The 16,222-nt window shown below is 63.5% G+C and carries 13 protein-coding genes; 4 read left to right on the forward strand and 9 right to left on the reverse strand.

Annotated elements, in window-relative coordinates:
* Nucleotides 1-69 precede the first annotated feature (69 nt).
* The 4 genes from NR187_RS11030 to NR187_RS11045 all read right to left on the reverse strand — a co-directional run bounded on the left by NR187_RS11030 (nt 70) and on the right by NR187_RS11045 (nt 6,145).
* Nucleotides 70-1,461, reverse strand: coding sequence for an MFS transporter (locus NR187_RS11030; RefSeq protein ID WP_211382678.1), 1,392 nt, complete (start codon nt 1,459-1,461; stop codon nt 70-72).
* 329 nt (nt 1,462-1,790) lie between these two features.
* A complete protein-coding gene (locus NR187_RS11035; protein ID WP_211382677.1) occupies nt 1,791-3,506 on the reverse strand; it encodes an ABC transporter ATP-binding protein in 1,716 nt (571 codons plus the stop codon).
* A 7-nt stretch (nt 3,507-3,513) separates the two neighbouring features.
* On the reverse strand, nt 3,514-4,602 hold the full coding sequence (locus tag NR187_RS11040; protein ID WP_211382676.1) for an ABC transporter permease: 1,089 nt from the start codon (nt 4,600-4,602) through the stop codon (nt 3,514-3,516).
* A 79-nt stretch (nt 4,603-4,681) separates the two neighbouring features.
* Nucleotides 4,682-6,145, reverse strand: a complete 1,464-nt coding sequence (locus NR187_RS11045; protein WP_211382675.1) for a CmpA/NrtA family ABC transporter substrate-binding protein — start codon at nt 6,143-6,145, stop codon at nt 4,682-4,684.
* A gap of 693 nt (nt 6,146-6,838) precedes the next feature.
* Between NR187_RS11045 and NR187_RS11050 the strand changes: the two genes are divergently transcribed.
* Together NR187_RS11050 and NR187_RS11055 are read left to right on the forward strand one after the other, a co-directional pair.
* Nucleotides 6,839-7,678, forward strand: a complete 840-nt coding sequence (locus NR187_RS11050) for a formate/nitrite transporter family protein (protein WP_211382674.1) — start codon at nt 6,839-6,841, stop codon at nt 7,676-7,678.
* A 61-nt stretch (nt 7,679-7,739) separates the two neighbouring features.
* On the forward strand, nt 7,740-9,476 hold the full coding sequence (locus tag NR187_RS11055) for a bifunctional protein-serine/threonine kinase/phosphatase (protein ID WP_211382673.1): 1,737 nt from the start codon (nt 7,740-7,742) through the stop codon (nt 9,474-9,476).
* A gap of 64 nt (nt 9,477-9,540) precedes the next feature.
* Here the strand turns inward: NR187_RS11055 and NR187_RS11060 are convergent, their stop codons facing one another.
* Together NR187_RS11060 and NR187_RS11065 are read right to left on the reverse strand one after the other, a co-directional pair.
* Nucleotides 9,541-10,014, reverse strand: a complete 474-nt coding sequence (locus NR187_RS11060) for an SRPBCC family protein (RefSeq protein WP_211382672.1) — start codon at nt 10,012-10,014, stop codon at nt 9,541-9,543.
* A gap of 38 nt (nt 10,015-10,052) precedes the next feature.
* Complete coding sequence (locus NR187_RS11065; RefSeq protein ID WP_211382671.1) at nt 10,053-10,922, reverse strand: SDR family oxidoreductase; 870 nt, start codon at nt 10,920-10,922, stop codon at nt 10,053-10,055.
* A 102-nt stretch (nt 10,923-11,024) separates the two neighbouring features.
* Here NR187_RS11065 and NR187_RS11070 point away from each other — a divergent pair, with 102 nt between their 5' ends.
* On the forward strand, nt 11,025-11,918 hold the full coding sequence (locus NR187_RS11070) for a LysR family transcriptional regulator (protein ID WP_211382670.1): 894 nt from the start codon (nt 11,025-11,027) through the stop codon (nt 11,916-11,918).
* Nucleotides 11,919-11,946: 28 nt separating this feature from the next.
* Here NR187_RS11070 and NR187_RS11075 read toward each other — a convergent pair whose 3' ends face one another.
* On the reverse strand, nt 11,947-12,864 hold the full coding sequence (locus tag NR187_RS11075; protein WP_211382669.1) for an intradiol ring-cleavage dioxygenase: 918 nt from the start codon (nt 12,862-12,864) through the stop codon (nt 11,947-11,949).
* 172 nt (nt 12,865-13,036) lie between these two features.
* Between NR187_RS11075 and NR187_RS11080 the strand changes: the two genes are divergently transcribed.
* Nucleotides 13,037-14,311: a serine hydrolase gene (locus NR187_RS11080; protein ID WP_211382668.1), complete on the forward strand. Its 1,275-nt coding sequence runs from the start codon at nt 13,037-13,039 to the stop codon at nt 14,309-14,311.
* Between the two features lie 52 nt (nt 14,312-14,363).
* On the opposite strand, the gene NR187_RS11085 is transcribed toward NR187_RS11080, so the two are convergent.
* Nucleotides 14,364-15,683 carry a TRAP transporter large permease gene (locus NR187_RS11085; RefSeq protein ID WP_211382667.1) on the reverse strand — a complete coding sequence of 440 codons (1,320 nt, stop codon included), beginning with the start codon at nt 15,681-15,683 and terminating at the stop codon, nt 14,364-14,366.
* Nucleotides 15,680-16,192 carry a TRAP transporter small permease gene (locus NR187_RS11090; RefSeq protein WP_211382666.1) on the reverse strand — a complete coding sequence of 171 codons (513 nt, stop codon included), beginning with the start codon at nt 16,190-16,192 and terminating at the stop codon, nt 15,680-15,682. The genes NR187_RS11085 and NR187_RS11090 overlap by 4 nt, the downstream gene beginning before the upstream one ends.
* Between the last annotated feature and the right edge of the window lie 30 nt (nt 16,193-16,222).

The following is a 16,222-nucleotide window of genomic DNA, read 5'->3' on the forward strand; positions in this document are numbered from 1 at the left end:
GGTTCATGGTCAAACTGTCGGGCAATGCTTCTCCCCGCGTACGGGGAGAAGCGAGATTCGTACCAAGCGTTACACCCTTGCTCCAGCAAGGCTTGGCGCGCCTTCGCCCTGCGGGCTGCGACGCAGGTAGAACCACCAGGTCAGTGCGAGGCAGGAGGCGTAGAAGCCGAGATAGATCGCCAGCGCGAGCTGCGGGCCGCCGGTCAGCGCGATCGACTTGCCGAAGCCGCTCGGGATCAGATAGCCGCCGACGGCGCCGACCGCGCCGATGAAGCCGACCGCCGCGCCGCTCTCGATGCTCGCCGTCTTCAACGCGATCGCGCGCTCCGCATCGCCCTTGCCGCGCACCCTGAACAAATTCTGCTCGCGGAAGATCGAGGGGATCATGCGGTAGGTCGAGCCGTTGCCGATGCCCGTCGTCACGAACAGGATCAGGAACATCGACAGGAAGCCGATGAAATCCTTCTGCCCGACGAAGTAGAGCACGCCGACCGTGGCGCCTGCCATCACGATGAAATTCCAGAACGTGATGACCGAGCCGCCGATCCTGTCGGCGAGCCAGCCGCCGAACGGGCGCGACAGCGAGCCGACCAGCGGCCCCAGGAACGCGATCGCGATCGTGACTTGCGGGAACTGGGTCTTGATCAGCAGCGGAAACGCGGCCGAGTAGCCGATGAAGGATCCGAACGTGCCGATATAGAGATATGCCATGATCCAGGTGTGCCTGCGCTTGACCACCGCGAGCTGGTTCCTGATCGACGACTTCGCCGTGGTCAGGTTGTTCATGAAGAACACCGCGCCGAACACCGCGATCGCGATCGGCAGCACCCACATCAGGCCGGCGTTCTGAAGGAACACGCCGTCGACCGGCGTGGCCTGGAACAGGTTGATGACCGCGAGCGTCATCAGGATCGGGGTCAGCAGCTGCACGCTGGAGACGCCGATATTGCCGCCGGCTGCGTTGAGGCCCAGCGCCCATCCCTTCATCTTGTCGGGGAAGAAGAACGAGATGTTGGTCATGCTGGAGGCGAAATTGCCGCCGCCGAGACCGGCGGTCGAGGCGATCAGCAGCATCAGCCAGAACGGCGTATCCGGCTGGCTCACGAAATAGGCGAGCGAGAGCGTCGGGATGAACAGGATCGCCGCGCTGAAGATGGTCCAGTTGCGGCCGCCGAACGTCGTCACCGCGAAGGTGTAGGGAAAGCGCATCAACGCGCCGATCAGGCCCGGCACGGCGACGAGCTGGAACAGCTGGTCGGTGGTGTAATGGAAGCCCGCCTGCGGCAGCTTCGTGGTGACGATGCTCCAGATCAGCCAGACCGAAAAGCCGATATGCTCGGCCACGATCGACCAGATCAGGTTGCGTCGCGCGATGGTCTTGCCGGTCGCATTCCAGAACGCCTCATCTTCGGGGCGCCAGTCAGAAATCCAGGTTTGATTTCCAGTCGGACTCTTGGTCATTGAAGAATATCCCTTCCAGTCTCACCGCTGCGTCGTTGCAGGCTCAGCCTCCGGCCACGGAGGCGCGCTCCGGGGCTTCACCCCGGTGGCGAGTTACGATGCTGATTGATGATGTTGAGGGACGTCGTCGTTGGCGTCGCGCTAAAGCATTTCAATTTCCGTGCCAGTTGCGCGTTATCGGGAAATACAGGGAATTCAGAGGCTTGTTCGAATTGCCCGAAATGTTTGCAGGCCAATTTCGCATGCAAATTTTGCGATTCGCTCAATCCTTGTGCGACGCACAAGGATTGAGCTTGGTGCAAATGATTTGAACGTGCATGCGCGCCTGCTCACGCCGCTTCTGGATTGACGGCTTGTGTCTTCGGCGCCTTTGACACGGCTCCATGCTCGTAAGCCTCGAGAAAATCGAGCAGCTCGCGGCGATATCGGTAGTAGTTGGGGTGCTCGAGCAGGGCCTTTCGCGTGCGCGGCCGTGGAATGTCGACCTCCATGATGTGACCGATCCGGGCGTTCGGCCCGTTGGTCATCATCACCACCCGATCGGCAAGCAGGATCGCCTCGTCGACATCATGGGTCACACACATCGCCGTCACCTGCGTGCGCTTCCAGACCTCCATCAGCACCTCCTGGAGGTCCCAGCGGGTGAGGCTGTCGAGCATGCCGAACGGCTCGTCCAGCAACAGCAACTTCGGCGACAGCGCGAAGGCGCGCGCAATGCCGACCCGCTGGCGCATGCCGTTGGACATCGCCGCGGCCGACTTGTCGAATGAATCCGCAAGCCCAACCCGCTCGAGGTAATAGTCGACGATCTCGTCGCGCTGCCGCCGCGTGGCGTGCGGATAGACGCGGTCGACACCGAGCGCAACGTTCTCACGTGCCGTGAGCCAGGGAAACAGTGAAGGCGCCTGGAATACGACCGCACGGTCGGGACCGGCCGTCGTCACCTCTCGGCCATCGAGAATGATGCCCCCGAGCGAGACCTCGTTGAGACCGGCGGTCATCGACAGCACCGTCGACTTGCCGCAGCCGGAATGACCGATCACCGAGATGAACTCGCCCTTGCGAACCTTGAGATCGAAGTTCTCCACGATGGTCAGCGGCCCCGTCGGCGTCGGATAGACCTTCGAGAGCTGGGAGAATTCGAGATAGCGATCTGTATTGAACGTGACCGCAGTGGCCGCCTTCTGATAGGCCGTCGGCGGCTTGTCCATCTGCGTGATGGACACAACGTTGGGGAGGGTACGAACCGTCGCATCGGCATTGGCCGAGCGCTCGTTCACGACGTCCAGGAGATAGCCGGTGACGGCCTGCCGCAGCCGCTTGAAATGCGGATCCTCGTTGATCGAGGACCGGTCGCGCGGGCGCGGGATGTCGACCTTGAACTGCTGGCCGAGCGTGGCGTTCGGACCCGGCAACAACGGAATGATGCGATCGGCGAGCAGGATCGCTTCGTCGACGTCATTGGTAACCAGCACCACGGTGCGCTTCTCGCGCGACCAGATGTCAACGATCTCGTCCTGGAGCTTCGCGCGGGTCAACGCGTCGAGCGCCGACAGCGGCTCGTCGAGCAGCAAGATCTCAGGGCTGGTTGCGAGCGCACGCGCAACGGCGACGCGCTGGCGCATGCCACCGGACAGCTCCACCGGCAGGCGGGTCGCCGCGTGCGACAGCCCGACCATATCGATGTAGCGGTCGATGCGGCCGGCGCGCTGAGCCTTGCTTTCGCGGGCAAACACCTGATCGACAGCGAGAGCGATGTTGCCGCGTACCGTAAGCCACGGCATCAGCGAGTACGACTGAAACACGATGCCGCGGTCCGGCCCGGGCCCCGCGACCGGCTTGCCTTTGAGCGTGATCTCGCCGGCATCCGGCTGCACCAGCCCGGCGATCGCCGAGATCAGCGTCGTCTTGCCGCTGCCCGAGAAGCCCACGATGGCGATGAATTCGCCCTCGGCGACCTCAAGATTGACGTTCGACAGCACGTTGGTGCGCTTGGCGCCGGCACCGTAGCCCTTGCAGAGCCCCTTCAGCGACAGGAACGACATCGGGGCCTCAGCGCTGGCTGGAAAAGGTGAAAGCGGACTGGAGCGCGTACATCACGCGATCAAGCAGGAAGCCGATGATACCGATCGTCAGGACAGCCAGGATGATCCGCGCCAGCGACTGCGACGAGCCGTTCTGAAACTCGTCCCAGACGAACTTCCCAAGGCCCGGATTCTGCGCGAGCATTTCCGCCGCGATCAGCACCATCCAGCCCACGCCGAGAGAGAGTCGCAATCCGGTGAAGATCAGCGGCAGCGAACTTGGCAGAACCAGCTTGGTGACGGTGCGCCATGTCGGCAGCTGCAGCACGCGCCCGACGTTGAGCAGGTCCTTGTCGATCGAAGCCACTCCAAGCGCAGTGTTTATCAACGTCGGCCACAAAGAACACAGCGTCACCGTGATGGCGGAGATGACCAGCGACTTCGGCAGCAATTCCGACGGGTTCACGTAAAGCGCCGAGACCACCATGGTCACGATCGGCAACCACGCAAGCGGCGATACCGGCTTGAATATCTGGATCAGCGGGTTGAGAGCACCGTTCATGGTCCGGGAGAGGCCGCACAGAATGCCGAGCGGCACCGCGACAAGCGTCGCTACGGCAAAGCCGAGCGCCACCGTCAGGAGGCTGGTCAGGATCTGGTCGAAATAAGTCGGCTTGCCGGCATAGCCGCGATGCCGGACATCCTCGGGATGACCGTCGGCCACCACCTTGGCGTTGCGTGCGTCCTGGCGCTCATAGAAGGCCGCTTGCTTGGCGCGCTCGGCCAGATGATCGGCGTAGAGGTTTCCGGCCTGCGTCCAGACCTCGGCCGGCCCGGGGATGGCGCCGAGCGACGTCTTGACCCGCGGCGCGGCCCAGGCCCACGCTAGAAGGAAGACGCCGATGCCGATCAACGGCACCAGCAATCCCTGGCGCAGCTCCTTCAACTGCGGCTTGACGCTGTCGCCGGCCGCGATGCGTGCCAGCGGCACGAGCCATCCCAGTCCGAGGATGTTGAGATAGATCGCCGCCGCGTTGATGCGCGCGAACACCCGCTCCCGGCGGGCGCGCTTGCGTTCCTCTGCGCTCAGGTCGATGTAGTCGGTAACCACTGCCATAGCCTTGTCCCCCGGCGTTCATCGCCCGACTTCGAGTAAGGAGGCCGGGCCGGCCTGACGGCGGCCCGGCTCATGCGCGTCAGCCGTCGATGACCTTGGCGCCGTCGATCTTCTGCTTGCCCTTCAGACCGATCTTCAGGCTGTCGATGTAGGCGTTGGGCTTGCGACCGTCGTAGCTGAGGCCATCGATGAATTCCGCGGTCGGCGCGCGATAACCGTCGCTCTCCCAGGGGAAATCTTCCTTCTTCGCCTTGCCGTCGGCGATCAGGAGCTTGGCCGCGGAAAGATAGATGTCCGGACGGTACACGCTTTTGGCCGTTGCCTCGTACCATGTGTCGTCCCTGGCCTCCGCGATCTGCCCCCAGCGGCGCATCTGCGTCAGATACCAGACGGCGTCGGAATAGTAGGGATAGGTCGCGAAATAGCGAAAGAACACATTGAAGTCGGGAATGGAGCGCTTGTCGCCTTTCTCGTATTCGAAGGTGCCGGTCATCGAGTTGGCGATGACCGCCTTGTCGGCGCCGACATATTCGGGCTTCGACAACAGCTCGACGGCCTTGGCGCGATTGGCGTTGGCATTCTCGTCCAGCCACATCGCGGCACGGATCAGCGCCTTGGTCAGGGCCAGCACGGTGTTGGGATTCTTCTCGGCAAAGGCCGCAGTGATGCCGAACACCTTCTCCGGATTATTCTTCCAGATCTCGTAGTCGGTGATCACGGGAACGCCGATGCCCTTGAACACCGCGGCCTGGTTCCAGGGCTCGCCGACGCAGTAGCCGTTGATGGTGCCGGCTTCGAGCGTCGCCGGCATCTGCGGCGGCGGCGTCACCGACAGCAGCGCTTCGGCCGCGACCGTTCCGGTCACGTCGCCGGACGAATAATAGCCGGGATTGATGCCGCCCGACGCAAGCCAGTAGCGCAGCTCGTAATTGTGGGTCGACACCGGGAAGACCATGCCCATCTTGAAGGACTTGCCGTCGGCTTTCAGCTTCTCGATCGCCGGGCGCAGCGTATCGGCCTTGATCGGATGCACGAGCTTGCCGCTCGCATCCTTCGGGATGTTCGGCTTCATCATCGCGAAGATCTCGTTCGAGACCGTGATGGCGTTGCCGTTCAAGTCCATCGAGAACGGCGTGATAATGTGTGCCTTGGTGCCGAAGCCAATCGTGGCCGCCAGCGGTTGGCCCGCCAGCATGTGCGCGCCATCCAGTTCGCCGCTGATGACGCGGTCGAGCAGAACTTTCCAGTTGGCCTGCGCCTCCAGCGTGACGAATAGACCTTCGTCCTCGAAGTACCCGTTCTCCTTGGCGACGGCGAGCGGCGCCATGTCAGTGAGCTTGATGAAGCCGAGCTTCAGTTCGTCCTTTTCGGGCTTGAGCGCGGCGGCGCGGACGCGGCCGGGAGCGACAGCAAACGCCGCGGCGACGGTGCCTGCGGCGAGGAACGTGCGGCGGTCGAGCAGCATAAGCGCGTTCGCGCTGGCTCCCCCAAGATGGTGGCCGTGACGACCGCTGCGCGAGGACTGATCAGTTGGCTTCGTCATTGAATGTGGTGATCCTTTGTGACCGGAGCGACCATCCGCACATGCCGACCACACGACGCGCACGGCGGCACGTCTCCGGGGAGGCCCCGGATGGCGGAAGTCACAATTCGGATGGAGATCTTCGAGGGACGGCATCGATGGCGTCGCGCCTTCTCAAACAAAAAGCGTGCCAGAGCGAACAATTCGACAATACCAAGCAAAAACAGAGCGTTGTGCCGAGGAGGCTGTTGGTGACAAATCTCGGCGCGCCGTCAAATTCGGCTAACCGCTCAGTCTTTGTGCACCGCACAACAATTAGGCAGACCTGACTTTTCGTCTCTTCTGAACCTTGGTCCGTCGGTGCTCCGCTCGGCATGCAAGGGTGGCCAAAACGCGCCACAACCGCGCCAGCAGGCCGTCGCGATCCCCGGCCCATCATCTGGCACATGGATTGCTTCCAGAATAACCACTCAGTCAACGACGACTGCGGTCCGCCGACATGTTGAGGCCTCCAAAGGCTGAAACTCGGGGAGAGCAATATTGCTTCGCTGGGCCCGTTTTGGCGCAGTCGTCGTCACGCGATCCCAAGCGAGATTCCGAATTCCTTTGGCCCGCAGATTCCCGGTTCGCCGGCTCGTGCGGAGGCAGTGGCCTGACAACGGTACCGTCCGAAACCGCCGCGCTATCTATTCACACGAGCAAAAGGAACCATTGATGTCGTATCTCGCGCCTTCGGAATTCGTCACCAAGATGGTGGATGCGGGCGAATCCAAGATCTTCATGTCCACCCGGGATACCATCATTCGGGCCTACATGGCCGGCGCCATCCTCGCGCTCGCTGCCTGGTTCGCCGTCACCATCAACGTGAACACGGGCCAGCCGATCATCGGCGCGTTGCTGTTCCCGGTCGGATTCTCGATGCTCTATTTGTTGGGCTTCGACCTTTTGACCGGCGTGTTCGTGCTGGCGCCGCTGGCGCTGATCGACAAGCGCCCGGGCGTTACCGTCGGCGGCGTATTGCGGAACTGGGGTCTTGTCTTCATCGGCAATTTCGCGGGCGCCCTTACGGTGGCCTTCATGATGGCCTTCGTCACGACTTTCGGCTTCACGCAGGACCCGGACAAGGTCGGCGCGGCGATCGGCAATATCGGCGAAGGCCGAACGCTCGGCTATGCAGCGCACGGCGCGGCCGGCATGGCGACGCTGTTCATTCGCGGCATGCTCTGCAACTGGATGGTCTCGACCGGTGTCGTCGGCGCCATGATCTCGACGTCGGTCCCCGGCAAGGTCATCGCGATGTGGATGCCGATCCTGGTGTTCTTCTACATGGTGTTCGAGCATTCCGTCGTGAACATGTTCCTGTTCCCGTCGGGGCTGATGCTCCACGCCAAGTTCTCGATCATGGACTACTTCATCTGGAACGAGATCCCGACCGTGCTGGGTAACCTCGTGGGCGGTCTCGCCTTCACCGGCATGACGCTCTACGCCACGCACGTCATGACCCTGCCGAAGCGCCAGCCCGGCAAGGCCACGCATCCCCGCGTCGCGGCCTGATCAAACAACGTCTCGACAGGGGAGCCTCGCCCGAGCAGGGTGAGGCTCCCTTCTGCCGGTGATGACGATGACCCGCGGACTTCACATCTCGGTCGGCCAGCATTCCGACAAGGGTCGCAAGCCCGTCAACCAGGATTTTCACGGCGTCCTGATTCCGGACGAGCCGATGCTCAGCCTGAAGGGCATTGCGGCCGTCCTCGCCGACGGCATCTCCAGCAGCACGGTGAGCCAGATCGCCAGCGAGTCGGCGGTCAAGAGCTTCCTGATGGACTATTACTGCACGTCGGAATCCTGGACGGTGAAGACCTCCGCGCGCCGCGTTCTGGATGCGACCAATTCCTGGCTCCATGCGCAGACGCGCAAGAGCCAATACGCCTATGACCGCGACAAGGGCTACGTCTGCACGCTGAGCGCCATGGTCATCAAGGCGACCACCGCGCACATCTTCCATGTCGGCGACTGTCGGGTCTACCGCGTCGCCGGCAAGGCGCTCGAGCAGTTGACCGACGATCACCGGATCATCGTCTCCTCAGAGCAGACCTATCTCGGCCGCGCGCTCGGCATCAATCCGCAGCTCGAGATCGATTACCAGAGTTTCGAGATCGAGGCCGGCGACACGTTCCTGCTGGCGACCGACGGCGCCTATGAATTCGTCGATGCGCGCTTCATCACGAACGCGCTCGGCGAGCATGCAGCCGAGCTCGACGGGGCGGCGAAGGCGATCGTCGAGGAAGCCTACCGGCGCGGCAGCGACGACAACATCACCGTCCAGATCCTCCGTATCGATGCGGTACCGCAGCGCGAGCCGGCCGGCATCTTCAATCAGACCTCACAATTGCCGCTGCCTCCGCTGCCGGAGCCGCGGGCGATGTTCGACGGCTACAGGATCGTCCGGGAAATCCACGGCAGCAGCCGCAGCCATATCTACCTTGCCGTCGACGCCGAGACCGAGCAGCCGGTCGCGCTCAAGCTGCCGTCGATCGATTTGCGCGACAATGCCGCCTATCTCAAACGCTTCCTGATGGAGGAATGGATTGCGCGCCGGATCGACAGTCCGCACGTGCTGAAGCCGCTGTCACAGTCGCGGCGGCGCAGCTATCTCTATGTCGCAACCGAATTCGTCGAAGGCCAGACCCTGAGGCAGTGGATGACCGACAATCCGCGCCCCGATCTCGAAACCGTGCGCGGACTGATCGAGCAGATCGCATCGGGCCTGCGCGCCTTCCATCGCATGGAGATGCTGCATCAGGATCTCAGGCCCGACAACATCCTGATCGACAAGACCGGCACCGCGAAGATCATCGATTTCGGATCGGTCAGGGTGGCGGGCGTCGCAGAGGCCGCGCCGCCGGGCGAGGCCGACGACATCCTGGGTACGGTTCAGTACACGGCGCCGGAATATTTTCTCGGCGAGGGCGGCTCGCCGCGCTCCGACATGTTTTCGCTGGCGGTGATCTGCTACCAGATGCTGACGGGAAAGCTTCCCTATGGCACGCAGGTCGCCAGGATCCGGCGCAAGCCGGACGTGCGAAGGCTCAAGTACCGTTCGGCCGACGACAACCGCAACGTGCCTGCGTGGGTCGACGGCGCGCTCAGGCGCGCGCTCAACCCGGATCCCTACAAGCGGCACCAGGATCTGTCCGAATTCGTCTTCGAGCTTCGCACGCCCAATCCGGCCTATCTCGACACGCGGATCACGCCGCTCTTGGAGCGCAGCCCGCTGATGTTCTGGAAGCTGACCACGGCGGCGCTCGCCTGCGTCGTGGTCGTCCTGCTTGCGCTGCTGCACGCGCGCTGATCAAGGGTGTGGCCTCGGGCTGCCTCCGGAGAGGCAGTCCCGTGGCTCACGTTTGTTGTGATGATCAGAGCTTGCCTTCGGCGAGCAATTGTTGTGTGCGCTTCAGCGTCGACAGCAGGGCGGCCTTGTAGCCCGTGTCGCTGTCGAACTGCGCCTGTTCGGCCTGCTCTTCGGGGCCGAAGGGCTTCTTGCCGCGCAGGCCCGTGTAGCAATAGAACCGCAGTTGCAGCGCGCCGGCTTCGCCCTCGAACAGCTCGTTGACGATCGCGCCTTCGCGCGGACCGGCGGCCTGGAAGAAGGTCACCTTGCGCTCCGGCTCGAAGCTGATGATCTCGCGCAGATCGTCGCCTGCGATCGTGGCTTCGCGCACGATGTGCGTCGCGCTCTCCTCCACCACCTCACAGCGGGTGCAAAGATCGGGTGGAAGAAACAGCCGCGCATCGCGGGCCTTGAGAACCAGGCCTTGCCAGACTTGCGCGCGGGTCAGCGGCGTCTCGCCTTGCGGATTCACCGGAACGGTGGCGGTCGAATAGATCATGATCGTAATCCTTGTTGATGTGATCGACACTTGCCGCGTCAGGCAGAGGCCGCGATCTCGGAGACGAAGTCGCGATAGGAGCGCAGGGAACGGCCCAAAAGCGCGGTCAGCCGCTCGACGTCGCCGGCCTCGGGGACCATTCCCTCGGTGAGGAAACGCTCGCTCATCAGCCGCATGTCGAAGGCCATCCAGCTCGGCATGAACTGCCTGAGATTCTTCTCGAAGGCGGCGGTATCGTCACCGGGATAGGAGATCGCGCGACCCAGCACCTCCGACCAGACCGCGGCGGCTTTCGCGCCGGTCAGCGTCTCGGGACCGACGAGATTGATGCGAGTGAGTGGAAGCGGCGCTGCGGCTCGCTCACGACGGAGGAGCTCGATGGCCGCGATCTCGCCGATGTCGCGTGCATCGATCATGGCCAGCCCCCTGCTCCCGATGGGCATCGGGTAGATCCCGTAGCCGGTCACCACATCCTTGATCGTGACATCGTTGTTCATGAAGTAGGCGGGGCGCAGGATGGTGGCGTTGAAGCCCATCTGCTCGATCATCCGCTCGACGCCGAACTTGCCCGCAAAGTGCGGCACGTTCACGTAGCGATCGCTGTGGATCACCGAGAGATAGACGACCCGCTCGACGCCAGCCTCGCGGGCCAGGTTGAGCGCAATCAGCGCCTGCGTGAATTCATCGGGTACAACGCCGTTGAGCAGAAACAGGGTGGAGACACCCGAGAGAGCGCCGCGGAGCGAGTCGACGTCGAGCAGATCGCCCCGCACGACGGTGACGCCCGCCGGCAGGTTTGCCTTGGCGGGATCGCGGGCAAGGGCGCGGACATCGGCGCCGCGCTTGACGAGCTGTTCGACGACGTGACGGCCGATGGTGCCGGTTGCGCCGGTAACGAGGATGGTCATGGGATCACTCCGGGTTGGGGTCAGAAGACATCCGGGAAACTAGCGATCCACATTTGAACCGATAGATGATATATCTAGACAGACTGTCTCACTGGTGGAACGATGGACCTGCTCGCACTCGCCGATTTCAATCTCGTCGCCCGGCACGGCGGGTTCGGACGGGCCGCACGGGCCGCCGGGCGCCCGAAAGCCACCCTGTCCCGGCGGGTCGCCGAGCTGGAGGCCGCGCTCGACCTGCGCCTGTTCGAGCGCGGCGCGCGCGCCCTGAAACTCACCCAGGAAGGACGCGCCCTCTACGAGCGGACGGGCGCACTGCTCACCGAGCTCGACGAGACGGCAGCCGCGATCGCTTCGGGCGGCAACAGGCCGCGGGGCAGCTTGCGGATCAGCGCACCGCTGCTGTTCTCCCAGACCGCGATGGGCAAGCTCGCCGCTGCGTTTGCGCTGAGATACCCCGAGGTCCGGCTCGAGATCACGACGGAAGACCGGGCCGTAGACATGGTGGAGGAAGCCTATGACCTCGTCATTCGGGTCAATCCGGATCCGGACGAGAGCCTTGTCGGAAGGATTTTTCTGCGCGACCGGCTGGTGGTCGTGGCGAGCCCTGACCTGGAACGACCGACGGACAATGTCGTGGCTCCCGCTGTCGTTCGCGGGGCAGGCGATCGGACTAAGGCTTGGGACGTGACGGGCCCCGTCGGAAGATCCCGCATCGCGGTCGATCCTGTCCTTCGCCTGTCATCGCTGGTCATGGTCCGCGATGCTGTCCGGGCCGGGGTCGGCGCCGGATGTCTGCCGGTTTCTCTTGTCAGCCACGACATCGCCGCCGGCACGCTGGTGCATTGGGGTGACGTCGATGGACCGGAGATCACGTTGTGGACGCTCTACCCATCGCGGCGATTGCTCAGCGCGCGCGTATCCGCCTTCCTCGACTTTTTGAAGGAAGCCTTTCCAATGGGTACGCCTGACGAGCTTGCCGCCTATCTCGGCACATGAGAGGCGGCGCATGCGGCTCGCCTGATCGTCAGGCCGGCTCCTCGCTTTTCACCCCCAGAGGCTTCGGCGCCATGCCGCCGCCCGGCTTGAGATGGAATTCGTAGCTCATCAGGTGCCACTGCCCGTTCGCCTTGGTGCCGTCGGGCATCGCCGGATCGTTGCGCGGCTCGACCTTGGCGACGAGATCGTCCTTGACGCCGAACACCACGTCGGAATCCAGATATTTGTCGCCGTCCATGAAGACGTGGGTGATCAGCGGCTCGTAGCCCTTGGCATTGACCAGGAAATGCACATGCGCCGGGCGCATCGGGTGGCGGTTGGTCTGCACGATCATCTCGCCGACCGGACCGTCGGTCGGGATCGGGTAACTGCACGGCAGGATGGTGCGGAAGAAGAAACGGCCGTCGCCGTCGGTGATGAAGCGCGCCCGCGCGGAGGCGCCGACCGCGTCATAGTTCGGCTTCTGTGAATCGTAGAAGCCGTCATCGTCGGCGTGCCAGACGTCGACGGGGACATTTGCGAGCGGCTTGCCCTTGAGATCGGTGACGCGGCTCTGCACGAACATCCGTTCGCCGGTCTGGTTGTTCGGCGAGATGTCGGTGCCGTGGGCCGTCACCTTGTGCTCGCCCACATAGAACGGGCCGAGCACCGTCGTCTGCGTGGCGCCCTCGCGCTCACGGTGGTTGACCGCGTCGACCAGCATGGAGACGCCGAGCACGTCGGACAAGAGGATGAACTCCTGGCGGGTGTCGGTGCATTTCTGGCCGGTGCGGGTCAGGAAATCGATGGCGTATTCCCATTCCTCGAAGGTGAGACCGGTCTTGCTCACGTAATCGTGCAGCGACTTCACCAATTCCTGGAGCAGGAATTTTGCGCGCGGGTTCGGCGTCTTGTCGAAGCTTTCGACCACTGCTGCGGTGAGTTCGGTCTCGTTGAACTGGGTCATGGTGCGTTTGCCTGCGTTTTCTCGTTGGCCCCATTGGGGATCTTTGGGGCTGCTTGGAGGCGTTCCAGGCTGGAGCCTACACCAACCGGCCGGCCGGCGTTAAGCGCGACCGGCTTGGAATGAGACCGCCATTTCGGCTATCAACGTCGGACAAAACTGCCCGGAGGAACCGATGCTCGCCCCTACCCCCGCCTCGCCCGAATCCGTGGGCATGTCCAAGGCCGCGCTCGACCGCGTCGATGCGCATCTGAAGAGCCGCTACATCGATGCCGGCCGCTTCCCGGGCACCCATTTGCTGGTCTATCGCCGCGGCAAGATCGCCCACAGCTCGGTGCAGGGCCTTGCCGACGTCGAGCGCAAGCTGCCGGTCAAGGACGACACCATCTACCGCATCTATTCCATGACCAAGCCGCTCACCAGCGTCGCCTTCATGATGCTGGTCGAGCAAGGGCTGGTCGCGATCGACGAGCCCGTCGCCAAATACATTCCGGAATGGAAGGATCTCGGCGTTTTCGTCGCCGGCACCGCGCCGGCCTTCCTGACCCGGCCGCCGGCGCGGCCGATGCTGATCGTCGACCTGCTGCGCCACACCTCCGGCCTCACCTACGGCTTCCAGCAGCGCTCCAACGTCGATGCCGCCTATCGCACTGAAAAGATCGGCGAGGTCGAGAAGGCAGGCACCCTCCAGACCATGATCGAGAGCCTCGCAAAGATCCCGCTGGAGTTCTCGCCGGGCGAAGCCTGGAACTACTCGGTGGCGACCGACGTGCTCGGCTACCTCATCGGCAAGATCTCCGGTATTCCCTTCGAGCAGTTCCTCAAGACACGGATCCTCGATCCGCTCGGCATGACCGACACCGACTTCCACGTGCCGGCCTCGAAAGCCCATCGCTTCGCCGCCTGCTACTCGGCCGATCCGGGCGGTGGCATGACCTTCCATGCCGGCCAGCGCCGCGAGGGCCTGACGCTCCAGGACGATCCCACCAAGAGCTCGTTCCTCTCCCCGCCCTCCTTCATCTCGGGCGGCGGCGGCCTGTGCTCGACGGTCGCCGACTATCTCACCTTCTGCCGCGCATTGCTCAATGGCGGCGAGCTCGGCGGCGTCAGGCTGATCGGGCCGAAGACGCTGGCGCTGATGACGACCAACCACATTCCGGGCGGCCGCTTCCTCCCCGAGGTATCGCGCTCGCTGTTCTCCGAAGCGACCTATAACGGCATCGGCTTCGGCCTCGGCTTCGCCGTGACCATGCGCCCGGCGGAGACGCTGATCGCCGGCAGCCCCGGTGAATACAATTGGGGCGGCGCGGCCACGACGTCGTTCTGGATCGACCCGGCCGAGGAGCTGATCGCGATCTTCATGACGCAGGTGCTGCCGTCGAGCGCCTATCCGCTCCGGCGCGAGCTGCGCAGCATGGTCTACGCCGCGATCACCGAGAGCAATCTGTAACCAATTGAATCGATCTCGCGGCCGACGGCCGCGGGATCGCGATATCGCGCCCTCATTTGAGCATCTCCGGCACGATCAGACGCGGCAAGAACAGCGACACGCCTGGCCAGATGATGACTGCCGCCAACACGAGCAGCATCGGAATCAGCATGATCACCGTGTCCTTCAGCGCGTAACGCAGCCGCACGCCGGCGATCGAACAAGCGATCATCAGACATAAGCCATAGGGTGGCGTCACCAGTCCGAAGGCCAGCGATACGATGGAAATGATCGCGAACTGGACCGGATGGAGCTCTACGGACCTGGCGAGCGGCTCCAGCACGGTGCCGACGATGATGATCGCAGGGATGGCGTCGAGGAAGCAGCCCACCACCAGAAAGCAGAAGGCGATGAAGAAGCCGGCCGTGACGGTGCCCATCCCCCATGTCGAGACATTGGCCAGAAGCTCCTGCGGAATCTTGTAGTAGGCGAGCAGCCAGCCGAACGCGCTGGCCGTGCCCACGCAAAACAGCGCGACACCGGCCAGACGCCCGGTGTCTAGCAAGGCCTTGTACAGTTCGCGTGGACCCGTCTCGCGATAGAAGAAGGCCGAGAGCACCACGGAATAGAGCACCGCGACGCAGGCGGACTCGGTCGCCGTGAACCACCCGAGCAGAATGCCGCCAACGATGATGAACGGCGTCATCAGCGCCGGTATCGACTGCCAGATGGCGCATCGCATCTCGACCCAGGTGGTCTTCGGATAGGTCGGGTAGCCACGGCGCACCGCATAGATGTGCACCGTCGCCATCTGCGCGCCCGCGATCAGCAGGCCCGGCACGATGCCGGCCAGATACATCGCCGCAATCGAGGTCGAGATCAGCCCGCCCCACACGATCATCAGGATCGACGGCGGAATGATGACTGCAAGCACCGCAGAAACCGCAGTGATGGCGATGGAGAACGAAAGGTCGTAGCCCTCCCTGGTCTGGGCGTCGATGAAGATTTTCGACTGGCTCGCCGCATCCGCGGTGGAGGAGCCGGAGATGCCGGCAAAGAACACCGACAACACGACGTTGATCTGCGCCAGTGACCCCGGCCAGTGCCCGACCATCGAGCGCGACAACGCCACCAGCCGGTCGGTGATGCCGCCGATGCTCATCAGGTTCGCCGTCAGCAGGAAGAACGGCACCGCCAGCAGGATGAATGAATTGTAGGCGTTGAAGGTTTCCTGCGCGAGCGTCATCAGCGACAGATGCGGCTCGATCAGCAGGATCGGCACGCAGGCAAGGCCGAGCGCGAAGGCGACCGGCACACGCACGATGAGCAGGCCGACGAAGACCCCGAACAGCACCATCGCGGCCTGTCCGGCGGAAAGCACATTGCCGCTCATCGCTCCGCCCCAGCCAGAATGCGCATTTCATCGACGATCTGTTCGCCGGCAAACGCGATCCACGTCGCGCCGGTCACCGGCCAGGCGACGTGGATCAGCCAAAGCGGCAGATCGGCCAGTTCCGAAGTTCTGTTCCAGGCAAAGCGCGTGAACTCGATGCCGGCGGAGACGAACACCAGCGCCAGGGCCAGCACACCGAGCCGCGCGAGGATCCGCACCGTGGCCTCCGCACGCCGCGACAGGTCAGGCCACACGTCGACCTCGAAATGCTGCGCTTCCCGCACACCGACCATCGCGCCGATCATGATCGTCCAGATGAACAGGAACCGCGCCATTTCCTCAGTCCAGATGTAGGATGGAATGAACGGCGTGTAGCGTGAGATGATCTGCAGCGTGACCGGAATGACGAGGACGCCGACGCAGGCGGCCAGCAGGAATTCCAGCAATCTCGCATAGGCCGCCGTTACGCGACGCCACAGCGGTGCGGACGGGACGGGCATTTCAGACATTTGGGCTCCGTGCGGCAGTTCGTCCGCTGC

It is taken from the genome of Bradyrhizobium sp. Bra64, from assembly GCF_024519875.1.
Taxonomy (GTDB): domain Bacteria; phylum Pseudomonadota; class Alphaproteobacteria; order Rhizobiales; family Xanthobacteraceae; genus Bradyrhizobium; species Bradyrhizobium japonicum_G.